Origin of the sequence: Candidatus Thalassolituus haligoni, from assembly GCF_041222825.1 — a bacterium.
GTDB classification, from domain to species: Bacteria; Pseudomonadota; Gammaproteobacteria; order Pseudomonadales; family Oceanobacteraceae; genus Oceanobacter; species Oceanobacter antarcticus.
Genome location: NZ_CP139482.1, coordinates 4,134,660 through 4,157,331, shown reverse-complemented (window position 1 = coordinate 4,157,331; position 22,672 = coordinate 4,134,660). Strand labels below are relative to the sequence as shown.

Here is a 22,672-nt window from a genome sequence, read left to right as displayed (position 1 = left end):
GGGTTATTCTAATAACTCGCTTGCAGTGATACATGCAGGCGGCCATGGTCGCCGGAGTCGTTACTGCCGCTGTCTCGCAGTTGCCAGCCATAACTGATCTGGGCGTTGAGGTTGGGGAATAATTGGTAACGCAGGCCTGTTCCCATGCTGTGCAGCACAAAGTGTTTTTCTCCAACCAATGGGTCGGTACTCCATGCTCGGGCAGCATCCTGAAACAGGTAGAATCGCAAGGACTCTGGTGCCCGGCTGTTGAACAGCGCCTGGGCTGGGGCAAACGGCGGTAGAATCAGTTCCTGGCTGAACAGCCGGGCGTTGTCGCCAACCACTTCACTTTCTTCATAGCCGCGTACCGAGTTGGCTCCGCCAGTGCTGTACTGTTCGCTGCTGAGCAGGTTGGCCCAGGATTTTTGGGCGGCTACTCGTATCATCCAGTTCCAGCCTTCAAACAATCCTGTCAGGGTGGTGTCTCGTGACAGGTCGAGGTTGGCGTAAACGTAGTCTGCGGTAGCGTCGGCGCGGGTTTGCTGGAAGGTGGCGTCGTTGTTATCGCTGCCGAGCCCGCCGGGCGACGCTGTCAGTTGGAGACCCAGGCGGCTGGTGCTGAGCAGTTGTTTCCAATTGCCTTGGTAGCGGCTGCGAAACTGGACGATGCGTGTCAGGTTGTCACTGATGGGGATAATGATCGGCGGTAAAGACAGTTCTAGGGTGTTGTCGCTGGCTTTGCTGTCGAGGCCGAGAATCAGGCTCTGGGTGTAGTCTGTGCCGATTTTTTGCAGCGGGATTTCGTAGTTCAGGCCCAGTTGCCAGCTTTTGCCTTCCTGATTAAACAGCGGGTCTGTGATGGCATTAATGCGTGAGTAGGCCCCGAACAGGGTGAGGTAATGCCGCCATGGCAGGTCGATCTGATAATTCCCCGAGACTGAGCGCGAGTGATGAATATCAAAATCGGTGGTCCATTGCAGCGATGCCTGATGGCCTAGTCCGAAGGCATTACCCCAGTTGGCTCCTGCGTTGAGGCGATCCATGGTGGTGGTGGCTGAGCCGTTGTTGCTGTAACCGGTAAACAGCCGTAGCGGGTATTTCTCTTTGGCTTTGATGACGATGTCGGTGGTGGCCGGTTCGCTGCCTTTTTCTACCTGGAGTGCCGTTGCCCGAAAGGGGTTGCGGTTAATGCGCTCAATATCTTCATTCAGAGCCTGGGTATTAATCTCTGTACCCGGTTGCTGGCGCAGACGCGACAGGTAGCTGTCGTCGGAGAAATAATGGGCTCCTTCGACGCGGATGTGTCCGGCCAGACTGGGCTTGATCACAATACGCACAACCCCGTCGGTAATATCCTGGGGTGGGGTGTAGACCAGTGAGAAGGGTTTGCCTTCACTGCTCAGTTGCAAACGGATGGCCATCATCATGCGGTCGAGCGATTGCCGGGACACTGGCAAGCCGATAAAAACGTGAGTAATGGCGTTTAAGGCGGGAGTATCCCAGCGGTGAGCAGGGCTGTGGTTGTCCAATTCTGTCTCATCTTCCAGTAACACTACATCGACCAGTTTATCCAGTAACTGCTGTTCATCCGGCAATGCCCCAAGGGCCTCGTTACGAAAGCGTTCTATGGCTGCGGCTGGTGATTCTGGTGGCTGCCCATCAGCTAGTGATTCTGCTTCTGCTTCTGCTTCTACTTGGGGTGGCACCGGTTCCGGCATGATGCGGTCGAGATCCTGGGCTGCTGCCGGAAGATTGATGCCCAGCGTTGATAACAATGGCAGTAGTAACAGCGCTCTGGTCGATATCCGGTGATCCTGGTGCTGGTGAGCGCGCACGGAATTCAGCAGTCTGTTGGTCATATTCAGATATTTCATGTGTCTGCCTTATCCCGGAAACAGCATGGAGGCGAGTGCGCCCACCATGATGGTGCTGTTGAGAACATCTTCTTCACCTTCGCTGTCTGTCACGCTGAACTGGCTAGTCGTGATGCTGTCACCCTTGCTGGCGAGGAGTGTGTCGAATTGTTTTTCTTGCTCGAGGTTGTCAAACACTTCAATACCACGGGCGATGCTACCAACTACGGCGGTCACCACGATGGTGACGGGTATCGCTACCAGACCGGCACCGGTGGCTCCGGTAAAGATTGACGCTTCGGCAGCAATAGCAGCCCCACCTTCTACTACTCCCCCGACAGAGACTGCGGCGTTAACTCCGGCAAAAACAGAAACGCTTGCGGTACTGACCATACCGGCGGCACCGGATGCAAACGGCATGATAAAGGACGTCAGTCCGCCAACAACCAGAGCGGTGGTTGCCCCTGCACCTCCGGCAATGGCGGTGGTGGTGGCAATGCGCTCTCCCACGTCATCTACCAGGTAGTCACCGGCGGCCTCGCTCATAAAGGTATCCCAGGGAACATCGGCTCCCAGGGTGTCGGCCATATTGCTGCCATTGGTTTGTTTGGCTGTGAGCCAGTCGTCATAGTTCTGCTGGGCATTGTCAACGATATCATCGCGGGCACTTTCCAGGTGTTCGGCGAGGAAATCGGAAAATACGGTTTCCGATTCGGTATAGGTCGCCGGATCCTTGCTCAGAAATTCAGTGCTGTAATACGCCAGGGGTTCTGCCAGCAGGGTCATGGCTTCCGGATTGTCGGCGTTGCGTTCCAGCCAGCGCTGGATCATAAAGGGCGTGACATCTTCAATACTGCCACCACTGGTTCGGGTGATTTCTGCCAGCAGGCTGCCGGATTCATAGGTGTAGGTTTCACCGGATTCCATGATGCTTTGCAGGAAACTGCTGATGATGTCGATACCGAGCTGGCTGTTGCCATCGGCGATCAGGGCCTGAATGCCACTGGGTTCACTGGAAGACGAGCTGCCATCACTGCCACTCACCACCAGGGGATCACGGGATACAGTGGGATCATCGCTCTCTGTTAAACGAAAGCCTGACAGGTCGATGCTGTTGTTGGTTTCGTCCAGACTCGGCGGATAGCTGGCCGCCGCGACATTCAGTGTGATATTGCCGTTGCTGACGTCGGTCAGTACATAGTTGGATTCGGTGTTGTAACCATCAAATACCGTAATGTAGAGCTGCAGTGTCAGGCCGTCCGTGCCAACGTCGGTCGAGGTGTAGGTGCCAGGCACCCGGCTGATGCTGGACGATTCGCTACTGCTGGTATTGAGGATCACACCACTGCCAACCAGTGTCGGGTTTTCAAACAGCTCGGCGGCGGTTGGAATATAGATATTATCCAGCGTCGGGACGGTGGGCAGGGTCGGCACCTGGTTACTGCTGACAATCTGGTAGCGAATAATCGGGAAGGCATCGTCGATATCTTCGCCGTCGGGCAGGTTGCCGACGGTGGCATCCAGTACCAGATCCTCGTTATTGAGGAAGCTGTTCAGTTCTTCAACATAATCAAAACCGAGATCCTGATCGCTGATATCCAGCGTGATAGCACGTGGCAGAATGGTGAAAACACCGGGGATGCTACCGTCGAGAATATAGTTGGTGCTGTCACTCAGATGGTATCCCCAAATACTGTAATAACCGGCATTGTCTGGCGATTCGAGGAAATCCAGCACCAGCAGGCTGGTCAGGGAATCGTCTTCGGCGAGGCCGTCACCACCGATACTAATGGCATTGATATCACTGTCGCCGTACCAGGAATACAGGGTGTTGCCACCAACGGAAAGGGTACGTGGTGTGATGACCATTTCACTGCCGCTGGTGTAGCGGATGTTGTAGTTGGGGTTGATCTGGGTGACCAGTTTATAGGTGCCAGCATCGGCATATTGATCCGGCAGCGCCGCGATCTGGATGACGCTTTCGAGTGAGTCGAAATCAGACAGGCCAACGCCACTGATGGTTATCTCATTGCTTGAGTCGGGGTTGGCATCACCGTACAGGCGTTCGACGGCGTTGGTCAGCGTCAGGGTCATCGGACGTGTCTGAATGTTCAGGCTGCCTGGATCCAGAGTCACAATGTTGTAGTTGCTGTTCTGCAATGTGTAATAACCGGAATACAGGCCGACACCGGCCGACTGGTCGGGCAGGCTGAATACCAGCAGGTCATCAATGCTGTCAAAACTGGCCACTCCCTGTGCTTCGTTAACGCCGGTTACCTCGTCAATGCGGTAAAGGTCGCCCAGTGTGCTGTTGGCGTCACCATACAAGCGGTCGAGATTGAAGAAGGTCAGGCCGATGGTGCGTGGCGTGATTTCCACCGTGGTCGAAAGACTGCTGCCGTAATCAATAGCGTAGTTGTTGTAACGGCTGCCGCGATTGAAGGTGATGGTATAGCTGCCAGCGTCAGCTTCCATGTCCGGCAGGCTGTAGGTGAGCAGGTCATCAATGCTGTCGAAGGATGCCAAACCGGTGCCAGCGACGTCGCCGCTGTAGACGGTGATCAGTGATCCATCCGGGTTCTCTTCACCATAAACACGGCTGTAACCGTCGGATATTCCCAGTACCAGTGCACGGGGTGTGACCGTCAGATTGCCGCTGAAACCCATAAAAGTGTAATTGTCAGAGATCAGGCTGGCGCTGAGGTTATAGCTGCCAACGCTGGCGGTTGTGTCTGGCATGGTGATGTCCAATACGGTATTGAGCGGGTCAAACGCGGTCAATCCATAAGACAGGTCGCTGTCGATATAACTGCCGAGGTTCAGCGCATCACTTTCTCCGTAAATACGCTCCAGTTCGGTCAGGGTAATGGCCAGTGGTCGTGCTGTAATGGTCAGTTCACCGGTCACACTGTTAACCCGGTAGTTGGAGTTGATGCTGCTGATATTGATGGCATAACTGCCGACATCACTGGCGATATTGGTGCTGGTTGTGGCAGCGGTGAATACGGTGTCCAGAGTATCTCCCGGTGCCAGCAGATCGGTGGTGTCGAGATAAAAGCGCCAGTCAGAGTCTTCTTCACCGTAGACCCGGCTGACATTGGAGAAGGTTAAATCCACCGATTTCTGTTGAATCACAAAGCTGTTATTGGCAAATGACTGCAACTGGTAGTTGCCATCCAGCACCGTCGCCTGCAAGGAATAACTGCCTGTATCGGTCGTGGCATCGGTAGGGTCATAAACACTGACGACATCGGCGGCCAAGGCTCCAAACTGCAAGCCTGCCACATTCAGGGCGCTGCTGAAGTCGATGCTGTCATCACCGTAGGTGCGAGTCAGATCAAAGTCAGAATCAAGCAGCAGTACCAGCGCTGCCGGGGTAATCGCCAGGTTGCCGTTACTGACGTTCAGGTTGTAGTTGGGGTTGGCCGAGCTGACGCTGATGGCATAGTTGCCGACGTCAGACGTCGGGTCAGCCGCAGTGTTGTAGAACAGGAACAGATCGTCGAGGCTGTCGTCGAGTTTCAGATCACTGTTGAGGGTCGTGCTGAACTCCGGATTGGCCGTGGCATATTGGCGGGTGGCGTTATCCACAATCAGCGAAATCGCTGCCGGGGTAATGGTCAGCAGGCCGCTGTTATAGGTGATGGCGTAATTGGCATTGGCCGCTGATGAGGTCGCTGACGAGCTAGCCGTCAGGCCATAACCACTTTCCAATACACCGGAAGAGGCGGTTGCGGTGGTGTTGACGACAACACCGGCAATATCGTCCTCGCTATCAAAACTGGCCAAGCCGTCCATGCTGACGGTAAACACCGGGTTGTCTTCGCCGTATTCACGGCTGACATTGTCGGCGCTAATGGTTAACAGGCGTGGCAGCACATTCAGGGTGCCGGTGCCAAAGGTCAGGTTGTAGTTACTGGCGCTGCCGGCCACAACACTGACGTTATAACTGCCAACCCCGGCCTGGGTTGAGGCGCTGCTGACAAACTGTTCACCGGTGACCACCGCTGCGCTATCGCCGTTACGCAGACCAACGGCGGTGAGCACAAAGTCCGGATCATCATCACCGTAATAACGGGAAGACAGTTCTGGCAGTATCAGCAGGTTGGCGCGGGTAATGGTCAGGGTGCCGTTATTAAGGGTGACGTTATAGTTAGAGTTGATCACATCGGCTGTGGCGGTGATGGCATAACTGCCTGCGTTTGAACCCGTGGTGGCGCTGGTGGACAGGCTCAGATTGCTCAAGACATCCGCAAGGCTGTCATCCAGTTTGTAGCTACTGGCATCGTTGAGGGTCAGTTCGGCGTTGTCGAGACCGTATTCGCGGCTTTGATTATTAGCATTAAAAACCAGCGTGGCCGGGGTAATCGACAGGGTGCCGTCAACATAGGTGAGGTCGTAATTGTTATTCATGATGCCATTGGCACTGACGGCGTAACTGCCAACATCCGAGCTGGCCGAAGCCAGTGTGGTGACATTCAGTCCATCGGTGCCGACGGCTGCACCAGAGACCTGATTACTGATCTGGATGCTGAAATCGGCATTGTCATCGCCGTATTCACGGCTGCTGTTTAGCACGGTGACGGTCGCGGCGCGCGGGGTAATGGTCAGCAACCCGTTGACACGGGTAATGCTGTAGTTGCTGTTATTGCCACCACTGACGCTGATGGCATAACTGCCAACATTATTGTAAATCCCGCTGACTCCCGTGGCCGTTACCGTGCCGATAGCGGCGGCAGTATCAAAGCTGGCGAGGTTGTCATAACTCAGAGTGTAAGCGGACAGCTCATCACCAAAAATACTGCTTTGGTTATCCGCGCTGATGGTCAGCTGGCGCGGATCAATGGTCAGGGTGCCTGATTGGTAACTGATATTGTAGTTACTGTTCACTGCCCCGGTTGGGGTAATACCGTAGCTGCCAACATTAGACTGCACTGTGGCACTGGTGAGGAAATCAAGCCCGTCAATATCGTCGGCGGTATCACCCGCTACCAGCCCGTCCAGCAGGGCGGTGAAATCCGGATTGTCATCCCCGTAGCTGCGGCTGACATTATTGGCGCTAATGGTGAGGCTGGCCGGAGTAATGTTCAACCAGCCACTGACGTAGTGAATGCTGTAGTTGCTATTGCTGGCACCACTGGCGTTGATGGCATAACTGCCAACATCGGAGCCAGTGCTGGCGCTGCTGGTGATGGTCAGGCCACTAATGTCGGTGCTGTCGTCTCCGGCCACCAGACCCGAGTACAAAACACTGAATTGCGGATCGCTGGCACCATAGATGCGTGACTGGTCGTTGGTGGTAATGGTCAGGGTTGCTGGTGTGATCTCCAGGCTGCCACTTTCGTAACGGATACTGTAATTGGCATTGGAAGCATTGGCCGGGGTAATGCTGTAGGAGCCGTTAACAGAGGAGGTGACCACCGCATTGGTGGTGAACGACAGGCCATTAATATCACTGGCGTCGTCACCGGCGGTGAGGCCGACATAGGTCGCACTGAACAGCGGGTCTGATGCGCCATAAATACGTGTAGCGTCATTGGCTTGGATGGTCAACAGGGCTGGATCAATAGTCAGAGTGCCGCTGGTAAAGCTGAAGTCGTAGTTATCGGCGCTGGCACCGTAAGGGGTGATGGTATAGGTGCCCACGTTGGAATTGGAAGTGGCGACGGTTGAGTAACTGATCGAGGTTAACAGCACGGACTCATCGTCATCATCAACAAAGCCGCTGATGATGGCAGTAAAATCCGGGTTGTCCTCGCCATACAAACGGCTTAGATCATTGGCCGTCACCGACAAAATCTGGTTACTGATGGTCAGTGTGCCGGGCTCGTAACTGACGTTGTAATTGCCATCGGTAATACCGGCGACATTGATATTGAAGCTGCCGGTGCTGCTGCCATCGGCTGTTGTACTGAACAGCAACTGGCTGCTGTAACTGCTGGCCAAATCACCGGCGACCAGTCCTGACAGGGTGGCGGAGTATTCGGTGCTGTCCGGTGTCAGGCCGTCGTAAACATGGGCGAGGTTAGCCGCCGTGACGGTCAGCTCGGCCGGGGTAATGCTGAGCGCGCCATCGACATAAGTGCAGGTGTAGTTGGCATTGGTCGCGCCTTGCGGACGGATGGCGTAGGTGCCAACATCCGATGTCACCCCCGAATCTGGTGTGGCAAAGCCCAGTGTCAGGAAGTCCTCGGCGCTGTCGTCAGCTTTCAGGCCGCTGAACGTGGCACTGAAGGTTGGATTGCTGTCGCCGTAAAGGCGACTGGCATCGCTGGCGGTAATGGTCAGAGGTGCGGCGGTGACGGTCAGCAGCCCGGTGCCGGTCTGGTAATCAAAGGCATAGTTATCGGCAACAGCGCCGCTGGCAATGATGTCATAACTGCCAACATTGGAGCCGAGAACGGCGGTAGTGGTGTAACTCGGCCCGGTGGTTAACACGGCCTCTGTTTCACCATTTTTAAAACCAGTGATCAATCCGGTCAGTGCCGGATCTGCATCCCCATAGATACGGCTAGCGGCGGTTGGGGTCACGGTTAGTAACGCCTGATCGATGGTCAAATCGGCGGCTATACCGGCAAACTGGTAGTCATAGTCTGACAACAGGATACTGCCCAGCGATACCGTAATGGCATCGCTATAAACACCGGCATTGCTGCTGGTGTTCAGGCTGGTGGTGAGGCTGGCCGTACCCGTGAACACATCGGCCACAAGGTCGCCATCCACCAGACCACTGACGGTATAAGTAAAGGTCGGGTTGTTATCACCGTAACTGCGGCTGGTCTCATTGGCGGTAATGGTTAATACCGGAGCCAGACTGTAGAGGAAGCGGTTACCGGTCTGGGTAATGCTGTTTGGTGAGTTGTTGGCCCAGGTTTTGTTATACACCGGGGTGCCGATCAAACCACCGGTGACGGTATTGGCCGGGTCATCGGAATAGATCAGAAAACGCCCGCTGCCGGTGGTGGTGACGGCATTGGCTCCGGCCTGGTTGATAAAGGAGCCGGACTGCGCTGCCAGTACAATATTCTGGTCTGCGCCGCTGGCAATGACGGTGCCAGCAGCCAGGGTCAGGTCACCCGTTGTCACCAGGCTGATGGCTCCGCTGATATTCGAAAAATCGCCGTCAACGATCAGGCCATCTCCGCCCTCTGTCAGCGAAAAATCCCCCTCAATCACACCGTTTGCAACCGTGGCTGTCAGGGTGCCGATGCGGTTATTGCTGTTGTCGATATGTACCGAACCGGCAATGCCTTCATCGAAAGTATAGCCGTACTGCTGGCGGTTATCGGTTTGGATATCGAGGGTATCGGTGACCAGGGTGCCATCAATCCGGATGTTGCCCATCGGACCGAGACTGCTGTTGGATCTTTCTATTTCAACGTCGGTGTTACGTTTGATCACCACCGAAGCGGCTGTGATCGTAGCGCTGCTGTCAACGGTGAGGTCGGCACTGTTACCGAGGTCGCTACCAAAGGGGTCGGCTTCTTTAACCACCCCCAGGCCCAATGTCAGGTCGCTGCCATCCCCCTCCAGCGAGCCGTTAATCCGGATTTCATTACCCGAGTTGAGTGTCAGGTTATTGCCGGAACTCCAGCTGACATCGTCATTGATTTCAATCGAGCTGTCGGTGACCAGCGTGCCGGGGGCATAGACATGGGAGGTGTCCAGTATGACATTGCTGGTGGTCAGCAGATTGGCCAGATCCGCGCCTGCCATAAGATCTCCGGCATTGCTGCCGATGGTCTGGTCCGCACTGGTTATGGTCAGGGTGCCGGTATCACCCGCTGTTGCACCAAGATTGGCACTGCCTCCAAATTGCAGCGCCAGTGCACCGGTAACGGCCGCCGAGCCGCCATTACCGCCAACAGTACCTGCGCTGGCATTGATCTGGCCGTCAAAAACGGTGTTGTCCTGTGCCGTAATCTGTACTGAACCACCGTCGCCGCTGGTGGCTGTGGCAGCAACATCAATCACGGCGGTGGCTGCAACCGTTGTTGTGCTGGCAATGCCATAACCGCTGTTATCGTCGCCGATCAACACCTCACCACCGCTGCCATCGTGGTTGTGCGCCGAAATAGTACCGCTGTGCTGCAGATCACCCGCTTCTGCGGTCAGCAAGACCCGGCCGTTCAGGGTGGCGGAACCGCTGGCGCGCACCACGCCGGTCTGGTTGATGGCAAGATCATAAACACTGCCTCCGGCTGCTTTCAGTTCAGCCTGGGCCGCTGCAATCACTCCGCTATTTTCAACGCCGGTAAGGTTGCTGTCAGCAGCAACGGCGGCGCGGATCAGAATATGGCTGTCGGCATTGGGGCGGAAGATAATGTTGTCACCCGCTGCCAGCGCGGCGACACCTTCGGGTGCCGAAAGGCTGCCTTCGTTGCGCACCTGATAGGCAATCAGAATCACATCACCACTGGCTGCCGTGATCTCCCCCAGGTTGATCACACTGGCCAGTGAGTTGCCGGAGAACTCCAGATCGTCACCGGCCATAAACAGCTCGTCGCTGACATCCAGTGCCGAAGCCAGAAACTCGGCGGTGTTGATATGGGCACCGGCTCCCACCAGGACGCCGTTGGGATTGATCAGGTAGACCCGGCCGTTGGCCTGCAGCTGCCCCAGTAATTCCGATGGATTGGCACCGCTGACCCGGTTCAGCGCCACGCTGTTGCTGCTGAGCTGGTCAAAAATTACCGTGGCATCGGCACCAATGCTGAAACTGTCCCAGTTGGTGACCATACGGTCCGTCAGCTGCTCCACCGTCAGGGTATTGCCACTGCTGGAAATGTTGCCAGTACCGTTGGTAATAACACCCCCGCCGGGCAATACATCGGCAAACACTTGCAGTGGCAGTAACAGAACGCTGGCGGCGGCTGACAGGGCAATTCCCCGGCTGCTGCCTTTACCCGGCGAGCGTTTGCCCGAGGCACTGGCCAACTCACTGACCACTACGGTGGATTGCCGGGCATGAGACCAAATAATGCGAAAGACAGTATTCATAAGAGTGTCCGTATATCTGTATAGCAGTACCGGCAATAGGCTGTACCGCTGTTATCCGACTGACAGATACTGACTGGAAGCGCGTTCCGGCTGGCCATACAAAGGGCAGCCAGACGCCAGCAGCAGCGCCGCAACGCATAAAGAGAAGTGTTTGTCGATTGGTGGAGGAAACTATCAAGAGGCTCTGGTACGAACTATCCCATTTCCGCAAAGCACGTATTCGAGGCCGAATCAGCCCAGTGCGCAGCGCAAGGTCGAGGACGGAGATTCACCAAACAGGGCGGCGTAGTCGCGGGAAAAGCGGCCAAGATGCCAGAAATGCCAGTGCATGGCGGCCTCGGTCACCGTGATACCAGCATGGGATGGATTGCGCAGCAGGTTGCGTACCCGGTTGAGCCGGAATATGCGCAGATAAGTATTGGGCGAAAGCCCCAGCTGGGCTTTGAAGCTGTATTGCAGAGTGCGTTCACTGACGCCGGTTTCACGGCAGAGATCAATAATACCGGGGCAGGAGCGGGCATTGGGGACGGATTCAAGGTAGGTGCTGACATGATGAACCAGGTGTGCTGCCCGGCGGCGGGTATCAATGGCTGAGAAGGGAATCGCCGTAGGGGGCTGCGATGACTGCAACATCATCAGCAGGGTTTCGGTTATATAACGTTCCACACCGTTATGGGTCAGGTGATGGTTGCCAGACGACAGCTGCGTCAGAAGCTGGTTGATATGCTGATCAAGAAGATTCTGCCCGAGTGTTTCAAAACACAGCAACTCTGGGTTGTAATGTCTGTCCCAGCGCTGAGGGTCAAGCAACAGGGTCTGCTGCTGGAAATATTCCTGATCCAGACGGAAATACACCGTCTCGGCCTCACCGCCCACCTGCACATCCACTTCGGTTCCGGCCGGAATCAAAAACAGAGCCTGATGGCTGGCCTGATGTTCAGAAACCCTGGCGGAATCCGTCGAACCCCTGACATAAGACAGAGTGCAGGACTTTTCATCCATAATGCCGCGCTTGTGAACCGTACAGTTCTGGCGTTCGATCACCATCTTGATGCCTGGCAGATTCAGCTCTTGATAGTGACCGGAATAACTGCCACTGCTGATCTGATCTATGGTTACTGGCAACCAGTCCTGAGCCGACGCCTGCTCGGAAGCATCGGCAAGTTGCAGGTCACGGAAGTGGGTATCGTTTGTGATGATCAGGGATAAAGGGTTTTCCGCAGTGTTCAGATAATCGCTGTTATCGTTCAATGCCTGCGGGTCTTGAGGCCGATGTCTCTGGCTGCTGTCTTTGTGGAAGCAATCACTCAGAGGGACGTTGTTCGAAGCGGAATGTGTCATGGAATTATCTATGTGTTCAGCCATTTGGCATGGGCTAATCCACCATGACTGCAAATCTACAACATGGCATTCACGAGCTGGCCAGCATATCCCTCAGCAAAGACGTGTCAATTAATGGCAGGGTATATGGCCTGTGTGGGGGAAATGTCAGTCCCGGTATATGAACTGGGTCCGGTTTCGGGGATCTTTTGAATTCCGCCGGGTGCGCCCTGCCGCTCACCATTGCCTGGTTCTGACAACCTGCAGGCTCTTGCGCAGAGCGGTGCAGCGTTATTCAGAGTGTCCCGGAAAAAACCGGTCGTGGGTCTGCATCCTGACCCTGATTGCAAAGTATTGACCCGGTGCGCGGCAAACCTCAGCCTTCTGGCCGGGGCAGGCGTCCTTTCGGCGGTCAAAGACCGGCGAGCGTTAGCGAGAGGCAGGGGAGGATGTTACTAACTCATGTTCAGCGGGTAATATGTCAGAGAGACGTTCAGCCTGATGCCCGTAGCGGGCATTGAGGTATAAGGGCTTTGTGGTCCCATAGCCAATGTATGCCAGAACACAGTCGGCTGTTTGCTATCGGAATCGTCAGATATTGGTGTGTTGTTCAGGGGGTGAGTATGAGTGTTACAACTGGCGGCTGTCTGTGTGGACAGGTTCGATATCAGATCAGCGCAGAACCAGGCCCGTCGCGGATTTGCTGGTGCCGGGATTGCCAGCGCATTGCCGCTAACGGCACGGCCAATGTGGTTTTCCCGACCGATAAAATCGCAGTAACTGGAGTCGTGAGCCGTTTTATACGGGTAGCGGACAGCGGCAACGAAGTAACAATGGGGTTTTGTAACCAGTGTGGCACCCAGCTGTTTTCGGATTCCACCGGCCGTATGGGGCTTACCGTTGTCAGAATGGGCACGCTGGATAATCCTTCAGCAATCAGGCCGTCATCGAATATCTGGTGTTCCAGTGCGCCGACCTGGGCCAGTATTGACAAGTCGCTGGAAATCCGGGAATTCGGGCCTGCACCTGCCAAGTGAGACTCTGATTGCCGGGGCAAGTTGGGCCGGTTGGGCAAAAAGGATGCAATAGCATCAGAAGGACAGGGCTGAAGAGGATTCCTCTCCAGTCCTTATTTACCAAATACTATTGTGCGGGCGCTCTTGTATCACATAAGAGAAACGAAATATTGCAGGAGGAGGTATTCCTGACCTGAGCGTAATGTATGAGAGAATTTATTCCCGATCCTGAATCGTAATAATCAGATCCATTGTAGGAGGGAATTTATTCCCGACCCTGACCGTAATAATCAGATCCATTGCAGGAGGGAATTTATTCCCGATCCTGAACGTAATAATCAGATCCATTGCAGGAGGGAATTTATTTCCGATCTGAGCTGCGCGTTGGATGTCGCGGTCTTTGCCAGGTGCTCGATAACGCAGATAAATTCAACAGTCTCATCTTCTTGGGGTTCCGCAAACCGCTAAATCTGCCTCAATACGGACTATTGCTCATGGCCCTGCTCCTGCCGAAAAAGTTGTTTTAACCGGTGTATGTCAATGCCAGGAAGAATTCTGTGCTGAATGGCTTGCTCGTTTTGACGGCGGTTGTTAGCGTAAGTGCCTGAAATCCGTGATATTGATGTTTGACTGGATTGCTTTGCCTGGTTGAATAGCAGGCAATCCGGGCATGCGTATTTGATGATTGACGGCTCGTTCAGTGATAAGGGTGTTTTTAATAAACATCCTGTGGTTATCTCTGTTTTGCAATAAAATGAGCCGCCGACAAAATGCAAACGCTCGAAAATAAAACTGTTGATGGATAGATTTTTTAATTTAATGGGAGCATTAAATGGCATATGCAAAAAATGGACTGGCAGCTTTGACGATTTTATTGTCTGCGTGTGGTACTTTGACCGAGAAACCAAAAGTATCTATGTATGAAGAGCCAGCAAATGGCGAATTTGCGTCAATTGAATTTGAAAACTCCGAACCTTTTATATATGAAAATGGAAAGCCAAGTACAAATTATTTTTCTGTAATCAAGTGGACTGCTGGTACTTTCAAGGATAAAGCTGTCAAGATCTACAGTGATTCAAATAATTGCGTTGATTACCAGGTTCTGGATTTGAAAAAGAAGAGTAGTTTTAATATACCTGCTGATCAGTATGTGACGTTCGAATATTCGGCTTTTGTAAATTCGGATAAGGTCTTTGTGTGGTGCCCGAATCGCATAACCTTTACGCCGGAAGCCAACAAGAAATATATAGTAAAGAATACCTTGCATGTTAATGATATCCGATTTGCTACATGTACGGCTCAGTTGTTTGACGCCAGTGAGCCTGAAAAACCTTTGCCTTTCATTTCTCGAGATGAACACCCCGTTTTTTGGGCACCAACCAGCCCGCGATGCGAAGCCAAGGATTTAGAAACGGTCAAGCTGGTGACGGAGTCCAGGGGCAATTTTGAGTGTACTGTAAAACTTGGTTCGCGTAGCTGCTAACACGTTGTTCAAGCCGACCCTGTTCACGGGACGGCTTGCCTGGGGAGCTGGTGATGACGGCCAGTCATAGCCGCCCTCGGGTGAGTAACGATAACGCGATGAGTGAAGCCCGGTTCAAAATCCTGAAATACCAGCCGGACTACCCACGTCGCTTTGACAGCTATAGATTTTCACTGTAGCACGAGTCAGGCAGAAGGCGCTGGAGAGGATGTATGCTCGTTATCCAGAACGCTTCAGCAAAGGGTGTCCGGTGGTGAACTCCCCGGCCAATAAAGTCTGTATCAATCCCGTTCCAGAGAATGCCGATCAGGCGGTGATTGATAAGGGAGTGAACTTCCCGACGCTGCAGCGCGTCATCGCAAAGGCAATTTAATCATTAGAGAGTTGGCTCAAACAAGGTTGACACGTTCCGGATGCAAACCTACTCTTCGCTCCGGTTTTCCTCGGAGAGCGGCGTTATATTTTCAGAGGAACTGGGTGGTGAATTTAGAGCTGGATCACATTTTTATACTTACCGATAAACCAAAAGAGGCGGGTGATCTTTTGGTTTCGATGGGGCTTGAAGAAAGTTTTAGTCGTGATCACAAGGGGCAGGGGACTTCAAATCGTCGATTTGGGTTTTCTAATGGAATGCTCGAAATACTATACGTACGTGATAGTGAAGAATCGAATAATGGTCCAGCTAAAAATTTGAGATTTTCTGAGCGGATACAAACAGAAAATGGTAAGCGCTCAATAAACCCCATCTAAAATCACTACTTAATTCATCCTAAGCTGTCTTCAAATTCTTCAACGAGACAGTTCATGACTAAATCCGAACAATGGCAGCAGCACATCAGCCTTTGGCGTACCAGTGGTTTATCCCAGGTCGCCTTTTGCAAACAACACAACCTTGCTATGCATAACCTTCAATATTGGCGTAAACGTTTATCGCCCGGTGCTGAGTCGGTGGTGGACAAGCCAAAGGCTTTGATTCCAATCACCGTGACCTCATCCTCTCCGGCGCGGTTAAGGTTGGGTGCACAAGCCATCATTGAGCTACCAACTGAAGCCTTACCGGATCTGTTGCTGGCATTAAAAGATCGAGGGCTTTTATATGCTTAGGCCCAGTGCAGCGGTTCAGGTATATTTATACGCAGGCACCGTGGACATGCGCAAGTCGATTAATGGCTTGTCGGCATTGGTCGAGCAAGAGCTGGAGCTTAGTCCTATGGCCAATGCCCTGTTTGTCTTTTGTAATCGCGACCGGGATAAAATCAAGTTACTGTACTGGGAGCGCAATGGCTTTGTGCTCTGGTACAAACGCCTGGAAAAGCAGCGCTTTAAATGGCTAAAGCCGACCGACAGCGCTGCCATCTGTATTGACGGCCATCAACTGAATTTATTATTGGATGGTCTGGATATTTTTAATAATAAACCGCATGAAACCTTATTTTACACTGCCATGAATTAACCAGGGTTGGTATACTCCAACCCATGAAAATACCACCGACGGATCACTTACCTGATGACATTTCTGCTCTAAAACAACAGCTTTTAGCGCAGCATCAATTATTGGAAGAAAAAAATAATCAGTTAAAAAATAAAGAACAATTAATTAACCAAAAACAATCACGCATCCAGTTTTTGGAAGAACAGATCATTCTGTTTAAGCAGCGCCAGTTTGGTAAAAGCAGCGAAAAAAGTGATCAACAAGTCGAACTGTTCGATGAGGTTGAATGCGAGGCCGGTGCCTCTGCAGTGGATACGGCCGAGTCGATAGACGCCGAGTCCTTACACTCGGAATTGCCCCTGGCTGAAACACCCAAGCCCGTTAAAAAAACATCCGGCCGTAAGCCTTTACCGGCTGAATTACCCCGTGTACGCATTGAACATGATCTTCCTTTGGCCGATAAAATCTGCGCCTGTGGTTGCACCAAAAAACACATCGGCGAAGACACCAGCGAGCAATTGGATATTATTCCGGCGGTGGTTCAAGTCTTGGTGCATGCACGACAAAAATACGTTTGCGAAGCCTGTGAAAGCGGCGTGCAGATGGCCGCTTTACCGGCGCAGCCAATCCCTAAAAGCAATGCCAGCCCAGGCTTACTGGCGCACATTGCTGTGGCCAAATATCAAGACGGATTGCCACTCTATCGAATGGAAACCATCTTCAAACGCATGGGCATACATTTACCGCGCAACACCTTAGCCAACTGGATGATGAAAAGCAGTGAGTTGCTGCAACCACTTTACAACCTGCTCAATGATCAATTACTTGAAAGCGGTTATATCCATATGGATGAAACCCGAGTTCAGGTCTTAAAAGAACCGGATAAAACAGCCGAAAGCCTCAGCTACATGTGGGTACGAAAAACCGGTGATCGAGAACACCCCATTATCTTATTTGATTACGCCAGTCGTCGTCGCACCGATGTGGCCAGATCGCTGCTTGGTGATTATCAAGGCTACCTGCAAACCGACGATTATATTGGCTATCACCGTATTGGGCAGCAAAAAGGCATCGTCGCACTGGCCTGCATGGCCCACGCTCGACGTAAGTTTATCGACGCTCAGAAAGTCAGCCCAAGCCCGAAAGGAAAAGTCAGTAAAGCCGACATGGCCGTGACAATGATCAAAGGACTGTACGTCATCGAAGCCGCGATTAAAGACCAACCAGCCGAACAGAAATATCAAATTCGACAAGAAAAAAGTCTGCCCCAGCTCAATAAACTCAGAGCATGGCTGGACAAAGCGTTGCAACAAACCCTGCCAAAAGGAAAAACCGGCGAAGCCTTAGCCTACCTCGATAAAAACTGGGACAAACTAACGGTCTACCTCACCGATGGGCGACTTCATATCGATAATAATCCCGTCGAAAATGCTATCCGACCGTTTGCGATAGGGCGCAAAAATTGGTTATTCAGTGACAGTCAGCGTGGCGCCAAAGCCAGCGCCATGATGTACAGCCTGATAGAAACCGCCAAAGCGAACGACCTGGAGCCTTACGCGTATTTACGGAGAGTGTTTGCCCAGTTGCCGTTATGCGAAACCGCGTAAGACATCGAAAAACTGCTGCCTGAGAATATGAAAGCGGCCGTTATTTAAATCGGTAGATGGGGTTGTTTGAGCGTTTACCTCGCAGGTGTTTATGATGGGCGGAGAAAGCTACCGGCTGAAGCAGAAACTGGGCAGTTAATGCTCAAAAAGTGGGTCAATTTTATTGGCCAAAGGTGGATCAAAATAGATGGCCATTGACAGTCATCGCAACGAACAAGTGATGGTTAACAGGAAATAAATCAAGGGCATATGGCAGGTGTCAGGGCCAAGTCATCCTTGATATTGGGGAAGCGTCTATATATGTCCCCTTCAGTAAATCCGATCGACGGAATTAAGGTAAATAGTAAGAACAAGGCTCTCAACATGCTATGACTCATAACGCCGTGCTCTGGGGCAAACTGGAGCGTAGCGTAAGTTTGTCCCTAGCAGCACTTTGTTAGGCTTTTTTATGGGGTTAGTAGAAGTCTTTGATTGCATAACCGCACGCCTTTAATTCTTTAGCTATTTCGGTTTTCCACGCCCCAAGTGGGTCCAATGCTACGTAGACAACCCCGCTAATATCGTTTGGAGTTTCTATATCACCTTTTACCAGTGAGCATACATTTTCCCTTCCAAGTTTTGCCATGAGATAACCGTGCTCGAACACCACATTTTGCCGTGCTCGATTTCTTGGGGAGATATTAGACTCGTGAGCACCACGCCCGTGATCACAGGCCGTGTAAAGGACAAGTGCGAAATCAGCATCATTTGAATAGTGCTCAATTTTTTCTATTATGGTCATTCCTGCGCTAGCTTGTTCATGCAAGATAATCGCTTCTAAACCGAGCTTTTCAATAAATCGGCTTACCTCTTGCTTTGCCTCATTGTCTCGACCATGGACGATAAATACCTTTCGTTTGTTTCTTGCAACAACTTTAGGTATGCCAGAGGGTGTATTTTGAAACTTACTGGCCTGCGGTGGAGTTGGCGTAGGCTGTCCAAACTCTAACGCATCAAGAACAGGAGTAAACTCTTCCGAAATATATGTACGGCGCTCTGCGTATGTTCCATATTTCTGTTTTATAAAACCCCAAAACGTATCAAGGTTACGGTGCTGCTTTAACCATTGAGGTAATAGCGGAGAAAGCTTTGAATTGCTCAGCAATTCGTGACGCAAAATTTCAAATTCGCGCGAATCAGCGGCTAGACCTGTCGCTCTTGACGTCAAGAGATTCACTAGGTAACTCACCTTGTCAAAATCACTCTCTAAGAATTCGATACTCAAAATTAAATTACCTGACGTGTGCAGAGTGCGTATAGAGCCTAACAGTTTATTCATGCGCATGCGCGTTTTTCTGGTGGCGTTATTTATTGCGAAAGGATGATAGGCATTTGGATTGATTGATAATTTCCATTTTCATAAAGCCATCCTCCCTGGAAAAACACGCATGCTCGTTTTTCTGTTTTAACGTGCGCATTAATTCTGCGCCCAAAACGCAAAACCATTGAACTTCATGGACTTACGTTAACAGCATCCTGAAAAACACGCAACCACTCTGGAAATACGGGCATGGATTTTTTCTCAAACATGATTATGCTGTTCATATATACAGTTATTTCAGGAGGAGTAGAACCATGGGTAAAAGTCCGTTTTTGAACCAGATCTCTCGCTTCATGCGGCTGAATGGATACAGCCTTAGAACAGAAAAAACTTACCTTTACTGGATCAAGGCCTACATACGCTTTCATCAATGCCAACATCCGAATGCAATGATCCTGTTGAGGTCATGGGTTTTCTTGATCACCTGGCATCAGACCAGCACGTATCATCGCCAGCATGAGTCATAGAATAGCCAGCGAGTTGCCTTGAATGCTCTGGTGTTTTTGTATGACAAGTTTCTCCAGCGTCCTTTAGGCGAGCTGGATTTCAATCGAGCGAATAAACCCAGGCGTCTTCCTGTCGTTTTGAATCGCTCCGAAGTTCAGGCCATTTTTAATCAACTGGACGGCCGTAACCGTCTGTTATTTGCACTGCTCTATGGCTCCGGGTTGCGAATCACTGAATGTTTGAGGCTTAGAGTCAAGGATATCAACTTCGACGCCGGATCCTTGACAGTTCACGATGGCAAGGATCGGGTCACGCTGCTCCCCTCGTCGTTACATGATCCGCTACACCAGCAAATAGAAGAATCACTACAAATTCAGCGAGAGGATAATCAACGCGGGATTGGCCCCTCCCTCCCTGGCATATTGGGCAAAAAATACCCAAATGCCTTCCGCCAATCGGCCTGGATGTTTTTATTTCCCTCCAGTGGTTTGTGTTTGCATCCCGACACCGGAATCAATTGCAGACATCATTTGCACGACAGTGTCCCTCGAAAAGCGCTAAAAATCGCCATGGCAAACAGCGGCAATGCCGTTACGGCAGAAGCTGTTTGCTAGCGGAATCCGTCAGACATTGGGGTGTTGTTTCTTACTCTTCTTGCGGGCGTAACGCAGACCTGGCGGGACATGCCTTGCTCAACGTTCAAGCAGACATGTCCCACTAGTCGATCACATCCTGGAAGGGGGCGGATCAGGAGGTAGGTAAAATCAGAACACTCTGACAATTCGCAGCTGGAACTGGGTGTCTTGCTTGATGCCTTGTTTTACTTCCAGATCTTTGCCAAATAATCCCTGTAGTTGCCATTGCGGCGCGACAAAGTGGCTGATGGTTGCCCGCAGGTAAGTGGTCGACTGTGAGTCGTTCTGGCTGACGCCATTGATGCGACGTTCTGCTCCACCAATATGGCCGAGACCGGCACCCAGCATGGTGTTGTCGTCCATTTTGTAACGCAGGTAGCTCTGCAGTTCGTAACGCATGCCCTGTTCCAGTTTGCTGGTGCCATTTTGGTAGTCATTGTTGGCACTGTACCAGGAAGCATCTGCCGCAGAATCCAGTGCCCAATGGGCATTGAAGTGGCGAATGTAGGTCGATTGCAGCAGCAAGCGCCAGCGATTTTCCCCCATGTTCAGCTCCTGGCTCTTGTCGTAGTTGCCGCTCGGGGTGTACAGAAAGGGTGCCAGTGCCAAGACGTCCTTGTTGGCTGTGTTGAGTGTCCATTTGAACGGCAGGCCCAGTATGGCATCGCCCTGACCATCGGCGTCACCCAATACATTGGCCTCTCCAGAGGTGGTCAGCGAGCCGTAGGGCACCACAATTTGTGGCTCCATCATGACGCCATTGGACAGTTCAATGTTGTGTAGCAAGCGGACAATGGCCACCTGGGTATCCAGCTTGAAGTTGTCGGATACTTTTTTGCCCTTGTTGTAGTAATCGGAGCCTGAGGTGGTGTTGAGGTACAAAATGGCCAGGTTGAGTTGGTCTGGCAGTGGCTCGTAGTCACCGACACTGATTTCCAGAGCCTGGGTTGAGACAGAAGAAAGCAATCCGGCGCTCAATAAGCCCGTCAGAGTGATTGCGTTGTAGGTGTGATTAGCCATGGTGGTTCCTTGTTTTTGTTTTTGTTTTTGTTTTTGTTTTTGTTTTTGTTTTTGTTTTTGTTGTTTTGGGCAGCTTGTCTGCCCGATGACGGCAACATTTAATAATCAGCAGGACTGCCAGCCCCAGCGTCTGGCAAACAGGCAGCCCCTCGTCGTTAGCGGTGGTTATCCATGGGTTGTGGCCAGGGCTTCGGTTGCGGTGAGATGACCGACCTTGGCCGGTGCGGTTTCTTTCAGGAACAGCGCCAGTACCATGGCGATCAGTGAGCCTGCGGAAGCAATCCACATGACGATGTCCAGCCCATAGGCATCGGCCATAAAGCCCGCCACGGTTGGTGTAATAAAGCCTCCAAACAGCTCACCAACCCCCATAATCAGACCCAGAGCCGTGGCCACTTGTGAGGCCGGGACGGTTTCAGCGGGAATGGTCGCCATAAACAGGGTGAAACAGCCGAGGCCGGTGTAGGTCAGGAACACCAGCGGCAGCATGGAATCGGCATCGGCGTACAGCAGTACCATCGGGCAGGCGGTGGCAATCAGGGTGAACAGAATCATCATGGGTTTGCGACCAAAACGGTCAGACAGCGCCGAAATTACAAAGCCCCAGATCATCCAGGCAAAGCCCAGGGAGCCCATGATGCCGCCCATGGCGTCTGGCGCGAATCCACGTGCCTGCATCAGGAAGGTGGGAGTAAAAGAAATCAGGGTAATAAACCAGGAGATGTAAAAGCAGGAGATCAGTACACAGAGCAGGATATTGCGGTTTTTCAGCAAGGCCTTGATGTCGCCCTTGCCTCCCAGATGATGGGTCGCTGCCATGGATTCATGCACATGCTTGTTGCGCACAAACAGCATGATCAGCGCGGCAATGATTAATCCCGGCACCATGGTGGCATAGAAGGCGGTGCGCCAACCGTAGTCCGTCGCCAGCCAGATCAGGATGGGGGGTGCAATGATGGCACCAATCAAACCCGGTGCAGAGGCATTCACCAGCCCCATGTTGAGGCCACGACGTTTGGGGTTGGAGGCTGCTGCCAGCAGCGACTGGGAAATAGGCAGTACCGGGCCTTCGGCGATGCCCATCAGGCCTCGGAAAATCAGCAGGCTGACAAAGGTGGTGACCAGACCCGACAGTGCGGAGCAGAGAGTGAAGGCGATGACGGAAATCACCAGAATGTATTTTTTTGACTCTTTCTTGTCGGCAATATGGCCCAGCGTCATGCCAGACAGTGCCCACATCAGTGCCAATACTGACGACAACATGCCCAGATGGCTGTTGTTCAGATTCAGGTCCGCCGCCACAAACGGAAACAGGAATGACAGTGCCAGGCGGTCGAAAAAGACGAAGCCAAAGCAAACGAACAGAATCAGCAGCAGCCGATTTTCATAGGTATTAACGTTCATGAGTACACCGTATTGTTGTTGTTTTAGTGGTCAAAAAAACCGGCCTGCCAGTCAGTACAGGGTGCGGCAGGCCGGGTCGAGCAAACATGCTAGTTAACGGACGAGTGCCAACG

16 protein-coding genes and 2 pseudogenes are annotated in these 22,672 nt (G+C 52.3%); 10 read left to right on the top strand and 8 right to left on the bottom strand.

The genetic code is table 11. The features are described 5' to 3' along the window. Nucleotides 1-8: 8 nt before the first annotated feature. The 4 genes and pseudogenes from SOJ49_RS18815 to SOJ49_RS18800 form a co-directional block, all read right to left on the bottom strand. Nucleotides 9-1,841: a ShlB/FhaC/HecB family hemolysin secretion/activation protein gene (locus SOJ49_RS18815; RefSeq protein ID WP_369856016.1), complete on the bottom strand. Its 1,833-nt coding sequence runs from the start codon at nucleotides 1,839-1,841 to the stop codon at nucleotides 9-11. A 24-nt stretch (nucleotides 1,842-1,865) separates the two neighbouring features. Then, nucleotides 1,866-9,035, bottom strand: coding sequence for a beta strand repeat-containing protein (locus SOJ49_RS18810; protein ID WP_369858090.1), 7,170 nt, complete (start codon nucleotides 9,033-9,035; stop codon nucleotides 1,866-1,868). Between the two features lie 930 nt (nucleotides 9,036-9,965). Then, nucleotides 9,966-10,835 (bottom strand): annotated as a pseudogene (locus tag SOJ49_RS18805) (filamentous hemagglutinin N-terminal domain-containing protein); the annotation flags it as partial. Nucleotides 10,836-11,066: 231 nt separating this feature from the next. After that, nucleotides 11,067-12,176: a helix-turn-helix domain-containing protein gene (locus SOJ49_RS18800; protein WP_369856015.1), complete on the bottom strand. Its 1,110-nt coding sequence runs from the start codon at nucleotides 12,174-12,176 to the stop codon at nucleotides 11,067-11,069. A 533-nt stretch (nucleotides 12,177-12,709) separates the two neighbouring features. Here SOJ49_RS18800 and SOJ49_RS18795 point away from each other — a divergent pair. The 8 genes and pseudogenes from SOJ49_RS18795 to SOJ49_RS18760 all read left to right on the top strand — a co-directional run bounded on the left by SOJ49_RS18795 (nucleotide 12,710) and on the right by SOJ49_RS18760 (nucleotide 17,693). Next, complete coding sequence (locus SOJ49_RS18795) at nucleotides 12,710-13,192, top strand: GFA family protein (protein WP_369856014.1); 483 nt, start codon at nucleotides 12,710-12,712, stop codon at nucleotides 13,190-13,192. An 811-nt stretch (nucleotides 13,193-14,003) separates the two neighbouring features. Next, nucleotides 14,004-14,654, top strand: coding sequence for a hypothetical protein (locus SOJ49_RS18790; protein ID WP_369856013.1), 651 nt, complete (start codon nucleotides 14,004-14,006; stop codon nucleotides 14,652-14,654). A gap of 53 nt (nucleotides 14,655-14,707) precedes the next feature. Beyond that, nucleotides 14,708-14,815: pseudogene (locus tag SOJ49_RS18785) on the top strand (IS3 family transposase); the annotation flags it as partial. A 47-nt stretch (nucleotides 14,816-14,862) separates the two neighbouring features. Continuing rightward, nucleotides 14,863-15,027 (top strand): hypothetical protein, encoded by a 165-nt coding sequence (locus tag SOJ49_RS18780; RefSeq protein ID WP_369856012.1) that lies wholly within the window; start codon nucleotides 14,863-14,865, stop codon nucleotides 15,025-15,027. 107 nt (nucleotides 15,028-15,134) lie between these two features. After that, nucleotides 15,135-15,404: a hypothetical protein gene (locus SOJ49_RS18775; protein WP_369856011.1), complete on the top strand. Its 270-nt coding sequence runs from the start codon at nucleotides 15,135-15,137 to the stop codon at nucleotides 15,402-15,404. 54 nt (nucleotides 15,405-15,458) lie between these two features. Next, a complete protein-coding gene (locus tag SOJ49_RS18770) occupies nucleotides 15,459-15,758 on the top strand; it encodes a hypothetical protein (RefSeq protein WP_369856010.1) in 300 nt (99 codons plus the stop codon). Beyond that, entirely contained in the window at nucleotides 15,751-16,107 is a 357-nt protein-coding gene (tnpB, locus tag SOJ49_RS18765) for an IS66 family insertion sequence element accessory protein TnpB (protein ID WP_369856009.1), read from the top strand. Before SOJ49_RS18770 ends, tnpB begins: the two co-directional genes overlap by 8 nt. A 23-nt stretch (nucleotides 16,108-16,130) precedes the next feature. Continuing rightward, on the top strand, nucleotides 16,131-17,693 hold the full coding sequence (locus tag SOJ49_RS18760) for an IS66 family transposase (RefSeq protein ID WP_369856008.1): 1,563 nt from the start codon (nucleotides 16,131-16,133) through the stop codon (nucleotides 17,691-17,693). Nucleotides 17,694-18,147: 454 nt separating this feature from the next. Here SOJ49_RS18760 and SOJ49_RS18755 read toward each other — a convergent pair whose 3' ends face one another. After that, on the bottom strand, nucleotides 18,148-19,017 hold the full coding sequence (locus tag SOJ49_RS18755) for a TIR domain-containing protein (protein WP_369856007.1): 870 nt from the start codon (nucleotides 19,015-19,017) through the stop codon (nucleotides 18,148-18,150). Between the two features lie 167 nt (nucleotides 19,018-19,184). Then, nucleotides 19,185-19,433, bottom strand: a complete 249-nt coding sequence (locus SOJ49_RS18750; RefSeq protein ID WP_369858101.1) for a hypothetical protein — start codon at nucleotides 19,431-19,433, stop codon at nucleotides 19,185-19,187. Here SOJ49_RS18750 and SOJ49_RS18745 point away from each other — a divergent pair. Together SOJ49_RS18745 and SOJ49_RS18740 are read left to right on the top strand one after the other, a co-directional pair. Next, on the top strand, nucleotides 19,353-19,520 hold the full coding sequence (locus tag SOJ49_RS18745; protein ID WP_369858089.1) for a phage integrase N-terminal SAM-like domain-containing protein: 168 nt from the start codon (nucleotides 19,353-19,355) through the stop codon (nucleotides 19,518-19,520). The two genes, SOJ49_RS18750 and SOJ49_RS18745, sit on opposite strands and share 81 nt — an antisense overlap. Nucleotides 19,521-19,637: 117 nt before the next feature. After that, nucleotides 19,638-20,114 (top strand): tyrosine-type recombinase/integrase, encoded by a 477-nt coding sequence (locus SOJ49_RS18740; RefSeq protein WP_369856006.1) that lies wholly within the window; start codon nucleotides 19,638-19,640, stop codon nucleotides 20,112-20,114. A 150-nt stretch (nucleotides 20,115-20,264) separates the two neighbouring features. Here the strand turns inward: SOJ49_RS18740 and SOJ49_RS18735 are convergent, their stop codons facing one another. Both SOJ49_RS18735 and SOJ49_RS18730 read right to left on the bottom strand, forming a co-directional pair. Next, nucleotides 20,265-21,155: a transporter gene (locus SOJ49_RS18735; RefSeq protein ID WP_369856005.1), complete on the bottom strand. Its 891-nt coding sequence runs from the start codon at nucleotides 21,153-21,155 to the stop codon at nucleotides 20,265-20,267. A 165-nt stretch (nucleotides 21,156-21,320) separates the two neighbouring features. Continuing rightward, the gene (locus tag SOJ49_RS18730; protein WP_369856004.1) at nucleotides 21,321-22,559 is read right to left on the bottom strand and encodes an MFS transporter; all 1,239 of its coding nucleotides are present in this window, start codon (nucleotides 22,557-22,559) and stop codon (nucleotides 21,321-21,323) included. Between the last annotated feature and the right edge of the window lie 113 nt (nucleotides 22,560-22,672).

Coding starts and splice junctions, on each gene's coding strand:
- SOJ49_RS18815 (WP_369856016.1), bottom strand. CDS start 1,841: ATGACCAACAGACTGCTGAATTCCGTGCGCGCTCACCAGCACCAGGAT.
- SOJ49_RS18800 (WP_369856015.1), bottom strand. CDS start 12,176: ATGACACATTCCGCTTCGAACAACGTCCCTCTGAGTGATTGCTTCCAC.
- SOJ49_RS18795 (WP_369856014.1), top strand. CDS start 12,710: ATGCCAGAACACAGTCGGCTGTTTGCTATCGGAATCGTCAGATATTGG.
- SOJ49_RS18790 (WP_369856013.1), top strand. CDS start 14,004: ATGGCATATGCAAAAAATGGACTGGCAGCTTTGACGATTTTATTGTCT.
- SOJ49_RS18780 (WP_369856012.1), top strand. CDS start 14,863: ATGTATGCTCGTTATCCAGAACGCTTCAGCAAAGGGTGTCCGGTGGTG.
- SOJ49_RS18770 (WP_369856010.1), top strand. CDS start 15,459: ATGACTAAATCCGAACAATGGCAGCAGCACATCAGCCTTTGGCGTACC.
- tnpB (WP_369856009.1), top strand. CDS start 15,751: ATGCTTAGGCCCAGTGCAGCGGTTCAGGTATATTTATACGCAGGCACC.
- SOJ49_RS18760 (WP_369856008.1), top strand. CDS start 16,131: ATGAAAATACCACCGACGGATCACTTACCTGATGACATTTCTGCTCTA.
- SOJ49_RS18755 (WP_369856007.1), bottom strand. CDS start 19,017: ATGCGCATGAATAAACTGTTAGGCTCTATACGCACTCTGCACACGTCA.
- SOJ49_RS18750 (WP_369858101.1), bottom strand. CDS start 19,433: ATGTTGGCATTGATGAAAGCGTATGTAGGCCTTGATCCAGTAAAGGTA.
- SOJ49_RS18735 (WP_369856005.1), bottom strand. CDS start 21,155: ATGGCTAATCACACCTACAACGCAATCACTCTGACGGGCTTATTGAGC.
- SOJ49_RS18730 (WP_369856004.1), bottom strand. CDS start 22,559: ATGAACGTTAATACCTATGAAAATCGGCTGCTGCTGATTCTGTTCGTT.